Annotated in this window: 15 protein-coding genes and 1 pseudogene; 7 read left to right on the top strand and 9 right to left on the bottom strand. The window is 40.9% G+C overall.

The window, feature by feature from the left end; translation table 11 throughout:
• Positions 1-116: 116 nt before the first annotated feature.
• Positions 117-599 carry a peptide deformylase gene (gene def / locus B2Y23_RS14135; RefSeq protein WP_291352538.1) on the top strand — a complete coding sequence of 161 codons (483 nt, stop codon included), beginning with the start codon at positions 117-119 and terminating at the stop codon, positions 597-599.
• 82 nt (positions 600-681) lie between these two features.
• Positions 682-1,896 carry a GGDEF domain-containing protein gene (locus B2Y23_RS14130; protein ID WP_291352540.1) on the top strand — a complete coding sequence of 405 codons (1,215 nt, stop codon included), beginning with the start codon at positions 682-684 and terminating at the stop codon, positions 1,894-1,896.
• 223 nt (positions 1,897-2,119) lie between these two features.
• On the opposite strand, the gene dhaK is transcribed toward B2Y23_RS14130, so the two are convergent.
• Positions 2,120-3,850 (bottom strand): dihydroxyacetone kinase subunit DhaK, encoded by a 1,731-nt coding sequence (gene dhaK / locus B2Y23_RS14125; protein WP_291371498.1) that lies wholly within the window; start codon positions 3,848-3,850, stop codon positions 2,120-2,122.
• A gap of 297 nt (positions 3,851-4,147) precedes the next feature.
• Between dhaK and B2Y23_RS14120 the strand changes: the two genes are divergently transcribed.
• Complete coding sequence (locus B2Y23_RS14120) at positions 4,148-4,522, top strand: endonuclease domain-containing protein (protein ID WP_291371496.1); 375 nt, start codon at positions 4,148-4,150, stop codon at positions 4,520-4,522.
• A gap of 119 nt (positions 4,523-4,641) precedes the next feature.
• Here the strand turns inward: B2Y23_RS14120 and B2Y23_RS14115 are convergent, their stop codons facing one another.
• Together B2Y23_RS14115 and metH are read right to left on the bottom strand one after the other, a co-directional pair.
• Entirely contained in the window at positions 4,642-5,826 is a 1,185-nt protein-coding gene (locus B2Y23_RS14115; RefSeq protein WP_291371495.1) for a DUF4238 domain-containing protein, read from the bottom strand.
• Positions 5,827-6,017: 191 nt separating this feature from the next.
• Positions 6,018-9,707 carry a methionine synthase gene (gene metH / locus B2Y23_RS14110; protein ID WP_291371493.1) on the bottom strand — a complete coding sequence of 1,230 codons (3,690 nt, stop codon included), beginning with the start codon at positions 9,705-9,707 and terminating at the stop codon, positions 6,018-6,020.
• 468 nt (positions 9,708-10,175) lie between these two features.
• Here metH and B2Y23_RS14105 point away from each other — a divergent pair, with 468 nt between their 5' ends.
• Positions 10,176-11,795 (top strand): inorganic phosphate transporter, encoded by a 1,620-nt coding sequence (locus B2Y23_RS14105; protein ID WP_291352548.1) that lies wholly within the window; start codon positions 10,176-10,178, stop codon positions 11,793-11,795.
• A gap of 173 nt (positions 11,796-11,968) precedes the next feature.
• Here B2Y23_RS14105 and B2Y23_RS14100 read toward each other — a convergent pair whose 3' ends face one another.
• Both B2Y23_RS14100 and B2Y23_RS14095 read right to left on the bottom strand, forming a co-directional pair.
• Positions 11,969-13,519: a hypothetical protein gene (locus B2Y23_RS14100; protein WP_291371491.1), complete on the bottom strand. Its 1,551-nt coding sequence runs from the start codon at positions 13,517-13,519 to the stop codon at positions 11,969-11,971.
• 602 nt (positions 13,520-14,121) lie between these two features.
• Positions 14,122-14,739 carry a rhomboid family intramembrane serine protease gene (locus tag B2Y23_RS14095; RefSeq protein ID WP_291352552.1) on the bottom strand — a complete coding sequence of 206 codons (618 nt, stop codon included), beginning with the start codon at positions 14,737-14,739 and terminating at the stop codon, positions 14,122-14,124.
• Positions 14,740-14,897: 158 nt separating this feature from the next.
• On the opposite strand from B2Y23_RS14095, the gene nfuA reads away from it, so the two are divergent.
• Entirely contained in the window at positions 14,898-15,536 is a 639-nt protein-coding gene (gene nfuA / locus B2Y23_RS14090) for a Fe-S biogenesis protein NfuA (RefSeq protein WP_291352554.1), read from the top strand.
• A 93-nt stretch (positions 15,537-15,629) separates the two neighbouring features.
• On the opposite strand, the gene B2Y23_RS14085 is transcribed toward nfuA, so the two are convergent.
• Together B2Y23_RS14085 and B2Y23_RS14080 are read right to left on the bottom strand one after the other, a co-directional pair.
• Positions 15,630-16,637: a hypothetical protein gene (locus tag B2Y23_RS14085; protein ID WP_291352556.1), complete on the bottom strand. Its 1,008-nt coding sequence runs from the start codon at positions 16,635-16,637 to the stop codon at positions 15,630-15,632.
• Between the two features lie 15 nt (positions 16,638-16,652).
• Positions 16,653-17,681: an alpha/beta fold hydrolase gene (locus B2Y23_RS14080; RefSeq protein ID WP_291371489.1), complete on the bottom strand. Its 1,029-nt coding sequence runs from the start codon at positions 17,679-17,681 to the stop codon at positions 16,653-16,655.
• A gap of 308 nt (positions 17,682-17,989) precedes the next feature.
• Between B2Y23_RS14080 and B2Y23_RS14075 the strand changes: the two are divergent.
• Positions 17,990-18,589, top strand: a pseudogene (locus tag B2Y23_RS14075) (carbonic anhydrase); the annotation flags it as partial.
• 317 nt (positions 18,590-18,906) lie between these two features.
• Positions 18,907-19,542: a hypothetical protein gene (locus B2Y23_RS14070; RefSeq protein WP_291371487.1), complete on the top strand. Its 636-nt coding sequence runs from the start codon at positions 18,907-18,909 to the stop codon at positions 19,540-19,542.
• A 212-nt stretch (positions 19,543-19,754) separates the two neighbouring features.
• Here B2Y23_RS14070 and B2Y23_RS14065 read toward each other — a convergent pair whose 3' ends face one another.
• Positions 19,755-19,883 carry a KGW motif small protein gene (locus B2Y23_RS14065; RefSeq protein ID WP_291371539.1) on the bottom strand — a complete coding sequence of 43 codons (129 nt, stop codon included), beginning with the start codon at positions 19,881-19,883 and terminating at the stop codon, positions 19,755-19,757.
• A gap of 79 nt (positions 19,884-19,962) precedes the next feature.
• Positions 19,963-21,101 (bottom strand): IS3 family transposase gene (locus tag B2Y23_RS14060; protein WP_291371485.1). Its coding sequence is split into 2 segments (ribosomal slippage): positions 19,963-20,843 and positions 20,843-21,101, totalling 1,140 coding nucleotides; the frame shifts between segments, so codons are not numbered across the junction.
• Between the last annotated feature and the right edge of the window lie 61 nt (positions 21,102-21,162).

Raw genomic sequence — 21,162 nt, 5'->3', positions numbered from 1 at the left:
GCATTACACATATTAAAACTGAATATATCAGCACAGTTTTTAAGACTAATATGTATACATGATACTCAATGAAAAAGATATTGGGCCAGTACTGTCACTCGATGAGGAATAAATTGATGAGCACCATTTTACCTGTAGCACAGCGCGGTGAAAGCATTTTAAGCTTAACAGCGGCTGAAGTTGCACAGACCGAGCTGAATAGCGAATGGTTAAAGCAACTTGCCGAAGCCATGTATGCCACCATGCTGGAACGAAATGGGGTAGGTATTGCTGCACCTCAGATCTATGTGTCAAAACGGATGATTATTGTTGCCTCTCGTCCGAACCCGCGTTATCCCGATGCACCTGAAATGGATGCACTGGTGATGATTAATCCTGAAATTTTAGAAAAATCTGAATTGACAGTTTTAGGGGAAGAAGGCTGTTTAAGTGTACCGGATGAACGTGGACAAGTTGCACGTGCACAAACCATTCAGCTGCGTTATTTAACCCTGGAGGGTGTAGCGGTAGAAACGACTTTAACGGGCTTTCCTGCCCGAATTGTGCAGCATGAAATAGACCATTTGGATGGGGTGTTGTTTATCGAAAGGATAGGATGACGCATTGTTTAATTTTTGTACTATGGATATAATATTTAAGTAATAAAAATTTTTATAAATTATAAAGATATTCATAAAGAAAATGAGCTTTTTTAGAAAAACACCTACGTTGATTTCTTATTATTGGGGCAGATTCAAGTTTCATTTATTTGAGTCAGATAACTTAATTATTACGTGGCCCAACTTCGATAAGGGCGTATTGCTCTGCTTTTTTGGAGCCTTATGCCAAGTCAGTGCGATTAAATGGTATCTGTTTAGTTGCTATTCAAAAGACAATCGGGTCTGGATTAATCATGACTTTTTTTTCATCCGTATTACTACGGTATTTGCTACCTTAATCATTTTTATCGCCCTGATTGCGCTAAGTTATAGATATAAACGCAATGCAAAATTCCGTAAATTTGTTGCTTATTTTTCACCTATGTTTTTTGGTGCTGTAATGATTTACGCAGGTTATACCGTGGGGATTTATAGTCCTGCCACTATTGCCGGTTTCGTCAATATTGTGCTGATTGGCCTGGTATTTTATTCACGAAAAATAATCTATGGCATGGCCGTTTTTGCTTCCATTTTTACCCTCATTATCAGTTACTTAACTTTTAATGAGATCATCCGTTATGCGCCTGTGTTTAGTGATAGCTTGACGCATAGTGAGTTTTATCATAATCCATTCTGGATCAAAAGCATGGCTGAGGTCTATCTGCCTATTCTGCTGGTTTCGATTCTGTTTTTTGAAATTTTGCTCTCACAGTGGCGCCGGCGTGAAATGAAGATTAAGAAAATGAGTCAGACCGATGCGCTGACCAATGTCTTTAATCGTCGTTATATTGGTGAACAGCTGAGCACTTTGGAAAGCAAGAAAAAGGCAACGTATGCCGTGGTGCTGCTGGATTTAGACTACTTCAAAAAAATTAATGATGATTATGGGCATGAAGTGGGAGATGAAGTTTTGCAGCGTGTGGCAACAATTTTATGTACCACCACACGGATACAGGATGTGGTTGGGCGTTTTGGTGGTGAAGAGTTTATTTTGATTTTAAAGGATCAAAACTTGCAGCAGGCGATCGAGATTGCAGAACGCTGCCGTAAAATTATAGAACAAGAAGAATTTGTGTTGGAAACTGGTGAAACTTTAAAAACCAGTGCAAGTTTTGGAGTCGCACTTGCTCAGGAGAATGCCAAAAAAGAACACACCATTCGTATGGCAGACCGCGCCTTATATCTGGCCAAACAGCGGGGACGTAATCAGGTACGGCATTATCTGGAGTTGGAGCTCAACTTAAATCCTGCTGTTTAAGTTTATATTCCTCAAGATTCCTGATATTGAAGAAAAATACTGGCACACATTAAGCTGGATCATAAACTACAAATAACTGCATAGACTTCATTCATATAGCTTGAGCAGCTTGGTATTCATCTTCTTTTTTAAAGCTAAGAAATATGACCTTATAAGGGAGTAAATATCAGTAGGCATAAAAAAGCACCGAATAGATTCGGTGCTTTTTTGAATGGGCTAGGTATTATTTAATATGCTCGGCAATTTCCGTAAAGATTACACCTAAGCCATGTGCACCAGCATCGGGATAGCCAAGGCTACGCTCACCGACCGTACCGGCACGACCCATACGTGCCACGATGTCTTTAGTGGATTCAGCGCCTTGAACGGCAGCTTGCGCACCGTGTACAAAGTTTTCTTTAAATGATTTGTTAGTGTTGGATGACCAAGAATCTGCACAAGGCACCAGAGCATCAATCAGGGTTTTATCACCGACCACCGCACCACGACCGAATGAACGCTCACCTGTGGTTTGAATGCCTTTGACTGCATCTTGTAGCATCGCAGCAAAATCAGCTACCGTTAAAGTTGCTTTGCCTTTGACAGATTTGCTGGCAGCACGGAATGCTGACCCCCATATTGGACCTGAAGCGCCACCACAATGTTCCATAATAATCATTGAGCAGTTCAGCAAGAAATCATCCATGTTTTCAGTTTGAACAAGTTCTTGCCACTGGCGTTTCAGCTGTTTAAAGCCTTTGGCCACACTCATGCCAAAGTCGCCATCGCCGGCGTGGGCATCGAGTTCACAGAAGGGAACTTCATTTTTAATGATACAGGCACTCATCACGTCCACGATATAGCGCATGTTTTCAATGCTAAATTGTTCATTCACAATTTCAGCATGTTCTGCATGGGTTTCAATGTCAGTATTTAAAGTCTGTTCAGCTTGCGCATCATTTACTGCAAACTCAACAGGCAGAGCAGCTACACCATCCATTTTAAATGCAGGAGTATTGGCTTCGGCATCTAAATACATTTTAAGTTCATCATCCAAAGCCAATAGGGAAACCGAAGCACCCGCCATGTCGATACTGGTCATGTAATTACCAACGAATGTGCGGTAAATTTTGATGCCTTTGGCAGCAAGCTGCTGGCATACGTCGTGGTTGAACAGATACAGTTCTTGCATTGGCGTTGAACCAAAACCGTTAATCAGCACTGCAACTTCAGTCAAGTTTGGACGGTCTAAAAACAGGTCATCGACAATGCGCTGTGCCAGTTCATTCGATGGCAGAATTTTTTCACGGCGGATTCCCGGTTCACCATGAATACCGACGCCATATTCCATTTCATCTTCAGCTAAAGAGAAAGTCGGTGTGCCTTTGGCAGGAACGGTACACGAGTTAAAGGCAAAACCTAAGCTCGTGACATTGTCTGCGGCTTTTTGGGCAATGGTTTTAACTTGCCCCAATTCATAGCCTTGAGCGGCTGCTGCACCGGCAATTTTATGCACGAAGATTGTTCCGGCAACACCACGGCGACCTACGGTATATAAGCTGTCTTTGACTGCAATATCATCCGCGACTTTTACATAATCGACCTTAATGCCGTCTTCAGTTGCAAGTGCTGCGCCATTCTGGAAATTCATCATGTCACCAGAATAGTTTTTGATGATCATCAGCACGCCTTTGTCCGATGCCACTTGCTGCAAGGCTTTATAGACCTGAATTTGTGAAGGGGATGCAAATACATCGCCACACACCGCAGCGTCAAGCATGCCTGTACCGACAAAGCCGGCATGCGCTGGTTCATGACCGCTGCCGCCGCCACTGATTAAAGTCACGTTTTGGTGTTTTTCTTTACGTGAAATAATTTTATAAGATTCGTTAAAGCTAAGTTCAGGGTGAGCAAGAACAAGACCTTTGCACATTTGGACAACGAGATTTTCTGCGTTGTTCATGAGTTTTTTCATTGGAACACCAATAGTCATTGATTTGGGAGATAAATTTATTGGTCTATTATTAATGAAAGTGATGAATTTTGCCGACTTAAAAGTGTAAAAATGGTTTTTTTGTGGATTGATGGGTTAGAAAAGGGGCGGTTTTTGATATATACCTATTCTTCTAAAGAATCCCCCTAAATCCCCCTTTGATAAAGGGGGGACTTGCCATGTGATTAAAAGAGTTACGTGACAGTTCCTCCCTTTTTAAAGGTGAGCCATGTATGGTGCAAGAGGAGGAATTAAAAACATAAAAATAGAAGCATAAATATGAAACCGTACAATAAAAATTTAAAACAAGCCTCACGCGATTTGCGTAATAACATGACCGATGCTGAGAAATTGCTTTGGTCAAAACTTCGGAATAAGCAGATTTTAGGTTTGCCGTTCTATAGACAGAAACCGATATTAAATTACATCGTGGACTTTTACTGTCCTGCTGCTAATTTGGTCATAGAGTGTGATGGTAGTCAGCACTTTACGGAAGAGGGATTGGAAGCTGATCGATTTCGGGATGAAGCTTTAGTTCAATTGGGCTTGAAGGTGTTACGGTTTAATAATGGGCAAGTGATGGGGCTGATTGATGATACGGTGGAAGTGATTTATCAGTATTGTTTGAAAGAACTCTCTAATGAATCTCCCTAAATCCCTCTTTGAGAAAGGGTGTTGCCATAAGTTTAAAATTTATATTGGATATTCAATTTACTCTATTTTTTAAAGAGTATTAGCTTGATAAAGCGTTATTAAAGATAAAATCTATGGAACTAGATTCTTACCTTATGAACTCGTTGAGAATTTAACAAGTATTTATATTTTTCACGCACATGGCCAGCTCCTGAGTCTGCTGAGTAAGCATAACCTCTGATATGCCAATGAAGAAAGCTTAGCCATATTGCAGGTTTAGGGTAAAGATTTGATTGATGAATCATCATCTCTTTATCTCTATGATCAGATATCTGAGAAGTAGGAATAAGTTTATAAGTTTTATATCCATGATTGGTATCATCTAATATTGCATAATTAACTTTATACCGTGAATTTAGGCGTTGATTTAAGTATTTTTGATAATATTTTTCAAAAGAAAAGATTTCGTTTAGATACAAATTATAATTACAATTTGATATTTGGAATTGATTTATTAGCTCTACATCTAGTGCCTTTTTTAAATTTAAAATTTTATTTTTGTGAGGAATTGTGTAGATATCTTTATCATATGCAAAGAAATAAACTTTAGGACTTAAGGGGAGAATTAATATTACTCCTGCAGAATTCAAGCCAAATGAAAAATACCTAAATAAATCTTTTTTGAAGTGATATCTGTTAGTTAATACTGCTGGATTATCAGAAGTAATGAATGGCACAGGTGTATTGTTTCTTATTAATATGCAATTTAAGTCCTTAAGAAATAGATCTGCTAGGTCAGTATTTTGCATAATAACTTTAGTTGTTTGTTCTTGATTGAGAAAAGATTTATCAATTAGATTCTGTAATTCATTATCATGTACAATTTGCTCAAAAGATAACAAAGCTTCTTTTACATATAATTCTGTTCTTATATATTGAACATGCCAAAAATTTAAAAGGCAGTTTTTGTCACTCTCATCAATTTGGTAAGTTGGATTTGATAAAATTTTTCTACATAATTCTGCATAAGACCCTTCAAAGTCATGTAAAAGTTTTTCTATATGTAGATCTTTGCCATAAAAATAATCTTTAGAACATTGATTTTTTATAGGTGCATTTTCGATTAGTTTATGTGACCTTAGGTTAAATAAATTAATGCTTTTAGCTTTTTCTTGATCTTTGTTGCCAAAAGGTCTTAAGTAACATTGAGGAACGAAATGTTGATTCTTAAATGCACGCATAACTTTATTTTTATTAAAGATATTTGATTTTAATTGTAATTTATAAATAAAAAGAAAGTCTATTGGCTTTTTAAATAATTTCAATCCCTCCCAACCTCCCTTTTAATAAAGGGAGGAGCTGTCACGTAATTCATCCAATCACATGACATTCCCCCTCTTTTTCAAAGAGGGGTTAGGGGAGATTTAAAGATTCATAAAAAAATCCCCTCACTAGAGGGGATTTTTTAATTCGATAAAAATGGATTTTCCCCCTTTATTAAAGGGGGCTAGGGGGATTAAACCACCGAATCATCCAAATTCGGCGCTAACCAACGTTTAGCCTCATCCAAAGTCCAGCCTTTACGTTTCGCATAATCCTCAAGCTGATCGCCTGCAATTTTACCCACGTTAAAGTATTGCGACTCAGGGTTAGCATAGTAGAAACCGCTGACAGATGAAGGCGGCCACATTGCAAAACTGCTTGTCAATTGCGTACCAATCTTGTCAGTTGAACCTAACCAGTCAAACAATGGCGCTTTTTCAGAATGCTCAGGACAAGCAGGGTAACCCGGCGCAGGACGGATACCGACATATTTCTCTTTAATCAGCTCTTCATTCGACAACTGTTCAGACGCCTGGTTGCCCCAGAATTCTTTACGGATACGTTCATGCAAATGCTCCGCAAAGGCTTCGGCAAATCGGTCACCTAAAGATTGTGCCAGAATCGCAGAGTAGTCATCGCCTTTGGCTTTATATTCATTTGCCAATTCTTCTGCACCGAAGATCGATACAGTGAAACCGCCCAAGTAATCTTCTGCTACGCCCTTAGGCGCAACAAAGTCCGCCAATGACAAGTTTGGCTTACCAGTCACTTTGTCAGACTGCTGACGAATGTGATGGAAGGTATGTGTCACAGACTGACCATCTTCACTGTAGACTTCAACAGAGTCTGCAGCTGAACGGTTGGCAGGGTAAATACCAAATACTGCACGCGCATCAAAACGTTTATTCTCGATGATGTCTTTGAGCATCGCTTGTGCTTGATTGTACAAGTCAGTCGCTGCTTCACCGACAACTTCATCCTTCAAGATTGCAGGGAACTTACCTGCCAAGCTCCAGGAAATAAAGAACGGCGTCCAGTCAAAGTACTCAACCAAAGTTTCCAGTGGATAGTTGGTCAGTGTTTGCGTACCAATAAAGTTTGGCTTCACCGGTTTGTTGGCTGCGAAGTCAATTTTCAAGCCATTTTCAACCGATTCTGCATAAGACAGTTTGGCTGCTTTCGGCTGTTTATTGGCAATACGTTCACGCACTTTTTCATATTCAGCGCGAGTTTCCTCAACAAATTTCAGCTTCATCTCTTTAGAAAGAAGGGTAGTTGCAACACCTACCGCACGTGAAGCATCAGCCACGTAAATTACTGCATCATTTGAATATTGCGGGTCAATTTTCACTGCTGTATGCGCTTTAGAAGTCGTTGCACCGCCAATCATGAGCGGTACATTAAAACCTTTACGCTGCATTTCTTTGGCAACAAAGACCATTTCATCCAGTGACGGAGTGATCAAACCAGAAAGACCGATAATATCGACTTTTTCATCAATGGCAGTTTGCAGGATTTTTTCTGCCGGCACCATCACGCCAAGGTCAACAATGTCATAACCGTTACAGCCCAGTACTACGCCTACAATATTCTTACCAATATCGTGTACGTCGCCTTTTACGGTCGCCATCAACACTTTACCTTTAGACTGACCGCCAGATTTTTCCGCTTCAATGTACGGGTTCAACCAAGCCACAGCCTGTTTCATTACGCGTGCAGATTTCACCACTTGCGGCAGGAACATTTTACCTGAACCGAACAGGTCACCAACCACGTTCATGCCGTCCATCAGCGGACCTTCAATCACATCCAGTGGGCGTTTGGCTTTTAAACGCGCTTCTTCAGTATCTTCATCAATAAAAGTGGTAATCCCTTTCACCAATGCATATTCAAGACGTTTTTCAACGGACTCGGCTCGCCATTCCAGATTTTCAACGGCTTTTTGCGCGCCAGACTGACCGCGGTATTGTTCAGCCACTTCAAGCAGTTTTTCTGTTGCTTCCTGGCCGCTTTCACCTTGGTTTTGGTTCAGAATCACATCTTCAACCGCAGCTTTTAATTCGCTTGGGATGTCATCGTAAATCGCCATTTGACCGGCGTTGACAATACCCATGGTCATGCCTTGTTTAATGGCATGGTAAAGGAATACCGAGTGAATCGCTTCACGTACAGGTTCATTACCGCGGAATGAGAACGATACGTTGGACACACCGCCAGAAATCATGGCATGTGGAAGGTTCTGTTTGATCCAGCCTGTCGCTTCAATAAAGTCCACAGCATAGTTGTTGTGTTCTTCAATACCTGTTGCCACGGCAAACACGTTCGGGTCAAAGATGATGTCTTCAGCAGGGAAGCCGACTTCATTGACCAAGACATCATAAGAACGCTTACAGATTTCACGTTTACGTGCTGCTGTATCCGCCTGACCATCTTCGTCAAATGCCATGACAATTACAGCTGCACCGTACTGACGGCAGAGACGGGCTTTATGTACAAACTCGTCATAACCTTCTTTCAATGAAATCGAGTTAACCACCGGCTTACCTTGTACGCATTTCAAGCCTGCTTCAATGATTTCCCATTTAGACGAGTCAATCATGATGGGTACGCGGGAAATTTCAGGTTCAGATGCCACCAGATTCAGGAAGTGCACCATTGCACCTTGTGAATCGAGCATGCCTTCATCCATGTTGATGTCGATGATTTGCGCACCGGCTTCAACTTGCTGCTGTGCAACTTCTAAGGCTTCGGCAAAGTTTTCTTCACGGATCAAGCGTAAGAATTTCTTAGAACCGGTCACGTTGGTACGTTCACCGACGTTCACGAATAATGATTCTTCAGTAATGTTAAATGGTTCTAAACCGCTTAAACGGCACGCCGGTTTGGTTTCAGGCACCTGACGCGGCTTGATGTCTTTAACTGCATTGGCAATGGCGCGGATATGATCCGGCGTAGTTCCACAACAACCGCCAGTAATGTTAATCAGACCGCTTTCTGCGAATTCTTTAATGAATGCCGCAGTTTCTTCGGGAGTTTCATCATACCCACCGAAGGCATTTGGCAAGCCGGCATTTGGATGGGCAGAAACAAAGGTATCGGCGACATCGGAAATGGTTTTTACGTGCGGACGCATGGCATCTGCACCAAGCGCACAGTTGAAACCAATCGACAGCAAGTCACCGTGACGAACCGAGTTCCAGAACGCTTCTGCTGTTTGACCGGTCAAGGTACGGCCTGAAGCATCGGTAATCGTGCCTGAAATCATCAATGGCAATTCATAACCAATCTGGTTGAAGACTTCTTTCACCGCAAAGATCGCTGCTTTACAGTTCAGGGTATCGAATACCGTTTCAATCAGCAGAATATCTGCACCGCCTTCAATCAAGGCGTGTGCAGCTTGAATATAGTTTTCTTTCAGTTCATCAAACGTAATGTTACGGAAAGCCGGGTCATTCACGTTTGGTGAAATTGAACAGGTACGCGATGTCGGGCCAAGTACACCCGCTACGAAACGCGGTTTTTCTGGGGTTGAATATTTTTGGCAGGCTTCTTTGGCAATACGCGCCGCTTCACGGTTAATCTCTGAAACCAAATCTTCCATATGGTAGTCAGACATTGAAACCTTGGTGCCGTTAAAGCTGTTGGTTTCAATAATGTCGGCACCCGCTTCAAGATAAGCTTCGTGAATACCTTGAATAATATGCGGTTGTGTCAGAACCAAAAGGTCATTGTTACCTTTTAAGTCAGATGCCCAGTCAGCAAAACGCTCACCACGGTAGTCGGCTTCTTCGAGTTTATGACGCTGAATCATGGTGCCCATTGCACCGTCGATAATCAGAATCCGTTGAGCGAGCAGCTCTTTTAGGGTGGCAAGCGTGGACATAAATAACCCCAATCCGATGGAATATAAAATCGGCAAATATATTAACAGAATTCAGTTCATAATGACTGATATTCGGTACATTTCCTGAGCGCACTGTCGACCTTGCCGAATAAATAGCCTTACGCCCTAAAGACAGGCCTTTAAATCAGCTGTCATAAATTCTTCATTAAGTTGTCATCTTTAGCCTGCATGCTAGGTGGAATCTCAGTCAGCAGAGTTTGGCTGTCATTTATTTCATGCTTTGTAATATTACTGAAAATGGCTGAAGTATAGACAATTGGAAATGAGGATTTTATTTTAAGTACATGAAAAATATAATTTAAGTTAAGTGGTTTTCTCGGGATTCGAGCGGGATATTTAGCAAATAAAGTACGAAATATTGCTTTATATGACAGCTGTTTGTCATATAATTGTCACAATTAAACTGAACAATAGTGGGGATTTTATTATCCCCCTTGAACCGTCTGCATGAATTCTAATATTCCTCCCGTCCAAGATCAGGTGCCATCAGCACCAGCGAAATCGACGAATGTGCATGTTGCTACACCGAAATTTTTTATGCCGGTGTTTATCACGGTGATTATTTCTACTTTGGTGTATATCGGTTTTCAGCTTTCTACCGATTTGGCTCATGTTCCAAGCTTAAGTTTATATTCCGTTATTCTTTTAGCGACTGCGTTGTTAATTGCTTTAGGTTTTGAATTCGTTAATGGTTTTCATGACACGGCCAATGCAGTAGCAACAGTTATTTATACCAATGCTTTATCTGCCCCTGTTGCTGTAATGTGGGCAGGTTTTTGTAATTTTCTCGGGGTGATGGTTGCAAGTGGGGCAGTAGCCTACGGCATCATTGCTTTATTGCCTGTCGAACTGATTATGAATGTCGGTTCAGGCGCAGGCTTTGCCATGGTTTTTGCCATGCTGATTGCCGCGATTCTGTGGAATTTGGGTACCTGGTTTTTGGGTATTCCGGCATCAAGCTCACATACTTTAATCGGTTCGATTTTAGGCGTGGGTATTATGAACTATCTGCTTCATTCAGGCGCTGGCGCAAGCGGCATAGATATGGAGCAGGTGATGAAAGTGGGTAAAGCACTGCTGTTTTCTCCGCTGATTGGTTTTGCTTTTGCTGCTGTCCTGTTTTTACTGGTGAAAAAAATCTTCCGTAAACAGCTGGAGCTTTTTCATCCGCCTGAAGGCAATAAGCCGCCACCGCCGTTAATTCGTGCGATTTTGATTTTCACTTGTACTGGCGTAAGTTTCGCGCATGGTTCAAATGATGGTCAAAAAGGTATGGGCTTGATTATGCTGATTTTGATTGGTTGTGTACCATTAGCGTATTCTTTAAATAAGAACTTAGACAATGCACATATTCAGTCTTTTCAGCAATTGTCTCAGCAAACGGCTACGGCTATTTATCCGCAGCATGAAAATATTACGGATGAGCAGGCACGTACTGTCATTACCAAATATATTCAAACTAAAGAAATGAACCCTGCAGTGGTTCCAGCTTTAGCGGGCTTGACAGATCATTTGGGTGAGCGTGTTGCCAAATATGGCGATATCGATAATATTCCAGAGGCTGAAGTTTCTGTGATCCGTAATGACATGTATCTCAGCACGACTGCATTTAAGCGTTTAGATAAAGCTGAACAGCTTCCTGCAATGTCAAAAGATCAAGACAAGTTAGTTAAAGAATATCGTAAAAACCTGGATTCATTCCTGCAATACATTCCGACCTGGGTGAAAGTGGCCGTTGCTCTTGCACTTGGTCTGGGTACCATGGTCGGCTGGAAGCGTATTGTGGTCACTGTCGGTGAACGTATTGGTAAAAACCATATGACTTATGGTCAGGGCATGTCAGCTGAACTTGTCGCAATGACGACGATTGCTGCTGCTGATGGTTTGGGTATGCCTGTATCGACAACACACGTTTTAAATAGTGCAGTCGCAGGTACCATGGTCGCCAATAAATCAGGTCTGAATTTACAAATGGTGCGTACGATTTTATCGGCATGGATTTTCACTTTACCAGCGACGATCTGTTTATCTGGTGGTCTGTACTGGTTGTTCTTACAGTTTGTTTAAGACTGCTGTTTGAAACAAAAAACGCTGCAATTGCAGCGTTTTTTATGCTCATTCATAAAGTCCTCGCCTTGGAGTAGTTAAACAATATTGACCTCTCCCTGACCCTCTCCTAGAAGGAGAAGGACTAAAACAAGAGGATAATAAAAATATTCATCAAGGGAGAAAAATCCACCTTATTTCTTAAATTTGCCTAACACGTGCTTAATCGGCAATTTTTCATTGGCAAAACCATACAGTGCGGCAAAAGGCAGGGCAGTACGCGCTAAGTAAGGCACACGCCACAATCCGCCATGGTTAGCACCTTTCATCATCAATTCTAAGGGATGATCCAGATGAGTTTCAGGATTTGCCACCGATTCAGGGTGACGCAGGTCATATACCCATAAAGCCGCCATAAGTGCATTGGTGGTTTCAGGATGAAAAGATTCCACATCAAACAGGCTGGCGCCATTAAACGCCGCTTTCAATAACGGATTTTTGGTCACTGAATGGGTGGTGGTCGAAGGCGCAATATTAATGCTGACACGTTGACCATAATGACGGGCCAGGGTTGCACGCCATTGCTGGATACGTTTGGCGAGGGCATAGTTTGGACCTTGCTCGACCACTAAACAGTCAGCAATACCGTATTCCTGACCATTATCTGAAGGAATAAGGTTATGCAAATTCTGTCTGAAAAAGTGCTGAGCGCTAATGGTTGAAATGCCTTTACTCAGCATCTGCCGGAATTTGGAACGACATTGAAACTTGTCATAAGACGCTGCTACCACTTCCTTGGGAATGGCATACACATCGGTGGGCGTACACATAAACATTAAACTGGTATCAGATTTTTGCTCACTGACATATTCCATAATGCTATCCATGGCCATGGCCACACGGACATGCTTTTCGCCATCCACATAGGCAATGGCAGCCAGGTCCAGCTGATGTTCACTCTGGCTTAACCAATGGGCAATTTCAGGTGTCTGGGTCAGTAAATCTGCACCTAATTTTTCTTTCAGTTCAGTGGTGGAGGTATCTTCTGCCAATTTTTCTGCGCATGGTGCATAGAGGGTGGCATTACCTTGTTGAATGGTGTTTAAGATTTTGTCCCATACCCGAGTGTTGGGTAAATCTACAGCGACAATATTAGCTTTCCATCGTGCCAGCCAGGTTAGCGGGCCGGCTTCAGATCCTGCCCCAAATAACACCATGGTACGGTCAGAAAGATCAAACCATTCCGGATGCGCCTGCGCTGTACGTAAGGCATCGGCATGACTGCTTTCAATAATGCCGGCATCTTGCCAGATCTGGATTTGATCCAGTAAAGCCTGACCTTGTAATTTTTGCCCTTTATAAGGTACATACCATTCTGGTGCAGTGTCACTTTCACCTTTCAGCTGAATGGTATACAAAGTGGCAGTATCGACATCTTTCATGATGTCTTTGAGTAAATAGCGTTGACCATTACGATAAAAGTCAAAACTATGATGAGCTTTATGCAAGCCTTGTTTGGCAATGGTAATAGAGTTGTTGATAGTGCGAATACCGTGTTCTACCAAGGATTTGAAGTAGATCGGATAGTGCTTGCGCCAGTTTTTTTCAGCAAGTGCATCCATGGAGGACTTGTTGTCAACAATAGATAGGGCTTCAGCAATAATTTCCTTGCCTGTTTGGGAAGTGCTGGCTTTTTTGCTGGTAGGATTGATGGGGAATTGAAGACCATCTAAGGAAGTAGACATGCAAAATATCTCTTTTTTGCGCGTTAATATACAGATGTCTACATTATCTATGCCAAATTGATTGTGGGGGTAGCATTTAATGACAAAATTATGTAAATCTTTATTCAAAATAAAGCGGAAAAAGCAGCCTAAACTCTTTGATTGTTAAATAGATCCTGAACCTTGCTAATTTGATTTTGCATAGCCACTGAAATCTCTTTAAGCATAAATGCCGTATTATTTAGACCGGCACCTATCAGATACCAGGAATCGGCATCGACAAAAATCACTTTATTTCTTTGCGGCTTCAGACTGTCCTAATATGGAATAATCTTTAATGCCTTGTTTAGTCGCATTTTTTTATGTATGCACCGCACCACGATTTAAAGTGAAATTTGCACTATGTACTATACCCGTCACACCCAATGAAGCGCAGATAAAGCTTAAAATCAATGCTTTAGTTTTTATTCAAAAATTATCGTATTTGACTATTTGCAGAAGACTAACAAATCATTAAACCCATTCAAATGACAATTATTAACAAATAGAAATTATTTTATTTTCCCCATAAAAAAGATGCTGAACGAGCAGCATCTTTAAAAAATTTGTATTAAGAGTAAATATTAAAAGGGCACTTGCATCAGCTTGTTGAAAAAGTGAGGAATAAGTCGTGGCTCTATAATAATGGTCATGATGACACCGTAAGCCGCCCCCCAGAGATGGGCACTATGGTTGATATTGGAGTTGCCACGTTTACCAGACCAGATGCTATATGCAATATAAAGTACCGCAAAAATAATTGCCGGTACGGGTATAAAGAACACGAAAATCAGTTTCCACGGTTCAAATAAAATATAGGCAAACAGTACCGCTGCAACAGCACCAGAAGCGCCTAAACTGGCCCATTGATGATCATTACGGTGTTGTAAGTAGCTGGGCAAAATGGCAAAAATCAGACCACCCAAATAAAACAGCACAAAGCCCAGATTAAAAAAATATTGGCGGTAAAAACTTTCAATCACGCTGCCAAAGAAGAACAGGGTAATCATGTTAAATAACAGATGCGTCCCGTCTGCATGGACAAAACCATGAGTAATAAAACGATCATATTGTCCGCGTTGCATGGCAGGTGGCCAGAAAATAAGTCGGTTCATGACATTCTGCTTTGAAAATGCAATCAGCGAGATAATGACGGTAATAAGAATCAGGGTAACGGTATGGTTAAAAGGTAAATCCAACATAAAAGCAAGTTCTACATTTCAAAATCTATGGTTCATAATGCCATTAAATGGCAGCTCAAGTTGAACTTTCACAATAAATCCGACAATTTTAGTTGAATTTCTTAAATTACCCCGCATCTTCAGTTAAAATGGCAACTTCAGCTTGAGGAAAAATTGTTATGTCGACTGAGAACACCAGCACTGCAGTTGCAGAAGAGATTCCAAACTTATTGATTACTCCGACTGCTCAAGAGTATTTAAAGGATTTGTTAGATAAGCAAAATACACCAGGTATTGGGGTGCGTGTTTTTGTGGAAAATCCTGGTACGCCACGTGCTGAATGTTGTATGGCATATAGTGCACCTGACGAAGTTGTTCCAACTGACTATAAACAGGACTACCCAGATTTTCCTGCCTTTATTGACACACCGTCTATTCCATATTTGCTGGATGCCGTGATTGACTACAATAAAGACCGTTTTGGTGGTCAGTTGACATTCCGTGCTCCAAATTCAAAAGTGCCGCGTGTAGGTCCAGATGCATCGGTAGAAGAGCGTATTACCTATGTACTTCAGTCTGAAATTAACCCGGGACTTGCAGGACATGGCGGTAACTGTGCACTGGTTGAAGTGGTTGAAGATGAAGAACACGGTTTAACTGCGGTACTGAAATTTGGTGGTGGTTGCCAGGGCTGTTCATCGATTGACCTGACCTTAAAACAGGGTGTAGAAACCACCTTGAAACAGCATGTTCCTGAATTGGCACGTGTAGTTGACCAAACGGATCACAGCAACACGGAAGGTGCTTATTTTAAATAAGCCTGAATAATAAAAAATAACCTCCATGACGGAGGTTATTTTTTATATATGAGTCAAGAAAGCCGCATCATGCGGCTTTTTTATAATGGACAATTAAGCATCCAGATTTAAAATGTTCTGTGCCTTTTCCGCATAATAAAATTTCTCTAAATATGCTCTGGCACGTTCACGTAAATATGCAGATGAAACCAGTTTTTGCACCACAGGCGCTAATAGCTGCTGTAATTCATTTTGGATTAAGGCTTCATCAATATTCAGGTCACGCAGCAACAGATCAAACGGGCGTTCCTGGTTGCGGATGTACCAGGCATAGACCCCATCATGCACTTGCTGTTTCAGATAGTCCGTTTGACGGATATGGTCCCAGATTTCATGACCTAGATTTACTGTATTCGATAGGTCTTGAACTTCAATATAATTTTTCAGTACCGTTAAAGGCATATCTTTAATTTTATGCCAAAGATTGGCCTGAAAATGATAGAGCTTTTCGTCATCAAAATGCTGATTGAGCACATGCTCGCTCATCTGGCTCAGTTTTAAAATATTCTTTTGCAAATAATGCGCAATGGTTTCATCCAGATTTGAATCGGTCACGGTTTCCAACACCGATTTGCCCATTTTCATAAAACGGGACACGCCAGGCACCCGTTTCGCCATGACTGAATTATCGACATAGTCTTGAATGGAATGCTGAATAAGTTGGGTAATCATGGCGGAAAAAGCAGGATTATTCACCACGGTTTTAATTAAACGCTGACGGTGATCACTTTTGCTTGCTACGTACTGGGCAATCTTGTCGATGGTTAAAACTGGAATGACATCCGCGATTTTAGTGCTTTCATTGAGCGGATGAATCAAGGCAAAACGCAAATGTTCGGTAATCTGTTCAATTAAAAAGCTACTCGCGGGAGTGGCTAAAATCTGCTTTTGCAGCAGCGCATTGATTTGCTCAAATGACCAGATCTGTTGTAGCGGCTGTTTTCTAAACCATTGATAAAAATTTAGGAATTCAGTTTGAATCGTTGCAGTATGTGCAAACTCCTGCTCTAAAAAGTCAAGATGAGCTTCAATCAACTGCTCAATCATCGGATGTTTTTGCATACTTTCTCGAAAAAATTAATTTAATGGAATAAGTTTATCCGCTAGCGGGTTTTTCATTTTTTGGGTTTTGGCAAGAAAGGGTAAATAGTAGGCTGCCACTTCTTGCTCTGCTTCCAAAATTGGCATGTGTCCTACATTGTTAAGAATGACAGGAGCCTCAGCGCGTTTCAATAATGATTTTAATTCATTTGCCACTTCAACATTAATAATTTTGTCCTGCTTGCCCCAAAGAATCAGGGTAGGGGCTTCTACCGTTCGAGTCAGGCGGGCAAAGGATTCTGGCGTATAAATACGGTTCAGTGCCACCAGCTGATCAATCAGCTTGCCATTTTTTGCCGCTTGAGAAATCAGGTAATTTTCTTGCGCGGATTTCAAGGCGTTGGGTAGGTAGGTGGGATTTTGCATGACCCGATGCATCACCTGTTCCAGATCGCCAGGTTTAGACACAATCAGCTGTTTCAGGGTCAAGGGATCCTTGGAATAACGGGTATTGGCCTTGGTATAAATACCGGCGCTATTGAGCAGAAACAAGCTTTGGGTATCAAATGGATATTGTGAGGCATAAACTGTGGCAATCGATCCGCCTAAAGAATGTCCTGCCACATTCAACTTATCTTCAACATTGATGGCTTCAACAAAACGGCGCAAGCTTTCTGTGACATTCGGCACCGAAGTATCAAAATTTTCCGGCGTTCTGGTTTCACCATTGTTGGGTAAGTCAGGAATGATCACGTGATAGTAGGGCGTTAAAAAATGCGCCACCCGATTCCAGTTGTCCCGATTTCCGGCTAAACCATGAATCAGCAGAATTGTCGGTTTTTGCCGTGACCCTCCTTCATTATATGCCCAGCTAATTTCACCGACTTGAATCGTTTTAGCTTTTAAACCTGCTTCATTGCGTTCCTGAATCAGATAGTTTTGCAAATTTATTTTTTCTATATTGGGCTTATTGCTTTGAGCCAGCGTTAGACTGCTTAAGCAGCAGGCGGTAACAAAACAGAGGTTGCGTACAAATTGAGAAAAATTTGAACGGTGCTGTGTCATTGATGATCATCCTTGAAGACTCATGACGATAATTTTTATAAGTAAAGAATAAAAATTATCTAATTTCAGACAGCATTTAATTTTTTTAAATGTCTGTAGTTTATTGTAAATATTATTAAAGAAATGTCACTGAATTGTTTTTTGAACTTGGTAGCTTGAAGGCTTTAAAGTGTGAACTGAGTCATTTTTTAGACTCAATAAAAATATTTTGTAACGTTGTTATAAACTGCACAGCTATGCTTTTTTGCAAGTGACTTTCGGTTTTGATGGCATTAAAATATTGCAACTTAAAACATTGGAAGACCAGCATGCTAACAGCAGAAGAAGCTTTAGATCGTTTAAAAAAAGGGAACCAGCGTTTTGTAAACGGTGAAACGACCCATTTGAAGCTTTTGTCTCACCAGCAACGCGCAGAAATGGCAGAAAGCCAAGAGCCGTTTGCCATCGTATTAGGCTGTTCAGATTCGCGTGTACCGGCTGAAATGGTTTTTGACCAGGGGCTAGGTGACTTATTTGTTATTCGTGTAGCAGGCAATATTGTTGCACCATCACAGGTAGGTAGTGTTGAATTTGCCGCAGACAGTTTTGGCTGTCCAGTTGTGATTGTGCTGGGCCATACCCATTGTGGTGCTATTCACTCCACGATTGAAGCATTAACCAATCCAGCCACTCCGCCTTCAGCCAATTTAATGTCAATTGTGAACCGGGTACGTCCTTCAGTTGAAATTTTAATGCAAACTGAGCTGAAAGATGATTTGGATAAACTGTCTAAACATGCAGTACGTTCTAACGTTTTTGCATCGGTGAATCAGCTGCGTCACGGTTCTGCGGTATTGGAAAATTTAATTGCGCAAGGCAAATTAAAAGTAGTGGGTGCCGAATATTCGCTTGAAACAGGTTTTATTACTCAACAGGAAGCATCCAGTCTACTGACCTATAATGCCAAACGTTACGACAGTATGCTAACCGACGTTTTTGATTCTGAGCTTGATCAAACTTTGGAACTGGAAAATCCTTATAATGATGAGGAAGAGTCCGCGCCTATGCCTGATCCAAAACAGCAAGAACCATTATCGCCTTAAAAATTGCAGAAATAAAAAACGGCTTGTTAACGCCGTTTTTTTATAGTTACCATTCTAGTAAGTTACTGAATCTGATTATTCAAACTTTATCGAAGTTTAGTTATGATCTTTTCAGTCATAATTACCTATAAGAAAGATGAGCTGTGTCTAATAAGCAAAATATTAATGAAATAGCCTTATCAACTGCAGAAAATATTGCTGATGAGTTAATTTTTAAATCAGCAACAACATTCGTTGAAGATTTAGCTAAATCAGTTCCTGTTGCTTCAGTAGTGCTAGGATTAACAAAAGCGATATCCAACTATAAGACTGCAAAAGATCAACGACAATTACTCGCCTTTATTCAAGAAGCTCAAGATACTGATCGAGGCTTTATAGAAAAATTCTTTAAAGATAAAAACAACACTGAATTAGGTTTTGAAATTCTAGGAATTCTTGATCAAACTTATTTAGAAAAACAAGTTAAGATGATTGCGCGCTCCACTAAACTATTTAAGGATCAAATAATTTCAAAGCAACAATTTGATCAATATACTTATATAGTTACTAAGCTAAATAATCATCTTATAAACCTTTTACAGGAACTCTATTCCCTAAAAACTAATAAAGAATATCCAGAATTTGAGTTTGATATTTCTAATCCCAATATGGAATTAGTTAGTTTTCAATTTTTAATAGAAGTTGAATCCCCATTAGTACTTGATGGTAAAACAAAAATTGCTCGATATAAACGTACAGATGAGTTTTATCATTTTTATGAAAACGTTTTCAAAAACTAAATCACATGACTTGCGACATGGATGTCGCACATTTGGCAGAGATACAAGGATGTATCTTCTGCCAAATAAAAGGGTTTTGTTACTTTTGGCCTTTCAAAAGTAAAACCTCGCTTACGCATTATTAATTAAAAATTTGTACAATGAGCGCGGCTATAAATATCAATATTGAAGTCATAAAAAACCACCTCACGGTGGCTTTTTCAAACTAAAAATTAGGAACCTTGAAGCAAATAACTACCGATTAAGAACAACATTTGCAGCCCAACAACTGCCATAAAAAACATCCAGCCTTTCTTACGTAAAGTCGCTTTATCAAGCGTTGTATGAATAGCCACCAAAATTCTAGACACACATAACCATCTTTTGATGGGCCTTTTCATAATCTTGGACTGCTCCCAGTATCCTAGACATGAGACAGCCTCATTTTGAAGCTGCCTCAAAGGCTTCTGGACTCATCCCGTCGAGATGCGAATGACGCCTGAATCGATTGTAAAACATCTCGATATAATCAAACACATCTGCACGGGCCATTTCTCGTGTTTTATAGATTCGCTTTTTAATTCTTTCCTTCTTCAAGCTGCTAAAAAAGGATTCAGCAACGGCATTATCCCAACAGTTGCCCCTCCGGCTCATACTTGGAACCAAGTTATGCTTCTGACAGAATTTCTGCCAGTCTCCACTGCTGTATTGCGAACCTTGGTCTGAGTGTATGATCACTGGCTCATTGGGTCTGCGTCGCCATACCGCCATAAGAAGTGCATCCAAAACAATATCCTTGGCAAGCGTAGGTTTCATTGACCAACCGATGACTTTCCTTGAATATAAATCAAGAACTACAGCCAGATATAACCAGCCTTGCCAAGTACGGATGTAGGTAATATCAGTCACCCACGAGGTATCAGGTGTGTTTACAACAAACTCTCGATTTAAGTGATTGGGTGGCACAATCTGAGGACGACCACGACCATAGCTTTTATGCTTCTTATATCCTCGAACAGCGGCAATACCATTGTTCTTCATGATCTTCAGCACACGATTAGGCCCGCAGCTTTCACCCAATTCTTTTAGATCCAGCGTAATGCGACGATAACCATAGATGCCATAACTGGCCTCATAAGAAGAACGGATGAGCTGTAATAACCGCTTATCTTCAATAGTCCTGCCTGATTCGGGTTCATGCAACCAGGCATAGTAACCAGCACGAGCGATCTTAAGGACCCGACACATCGTTTTAATCTTAAATTGATGGCTGTATTCCAGGATAAACTGATACTTCACTCGGGCAGGCTTGCAAAGTACCTTGCGGCCTTTTTTAAGATATCCCGTTCCTCTTCAGTTTGTTTGAGCTGACTTTTAAGGCGTAGAATTTCTTTCTTTGCTTCGAGCAGTTCATGTTCATCAGAGTTGTTATGTAAAGGCTGTACGGCCTTTAGCCATTTATAAATGCTGTGCTGTGATACACCTAAACGCTCTGCGACATCAGTGACAGAATAGCCACGTTCGGTAATCAATTTAACAGCTTCATCTTTAAATTCTGGGGTGTATCGTTGTCCACTCATAAGGTTCTCTCCTATGCAAAAAGAATAGACGAAATTTGTCTAGGAGAGTGGTGGCAGTCCA

It is taken from the genome of Acinetobacter sp. UBA5934 (genome assembly GCF_002430855.1).
In the GTDB taxonomy this organism is placed as follows: Bacteria; Pseudomonadota; Gammaproteobacteria; order Pseudomonadales; family Moraxellaceae; genus Acinetobacter.
Note: the sequence above shows the minus strand (reverse complement) of the source record. Positions and strands in the feature narration are given on the sequence as shown.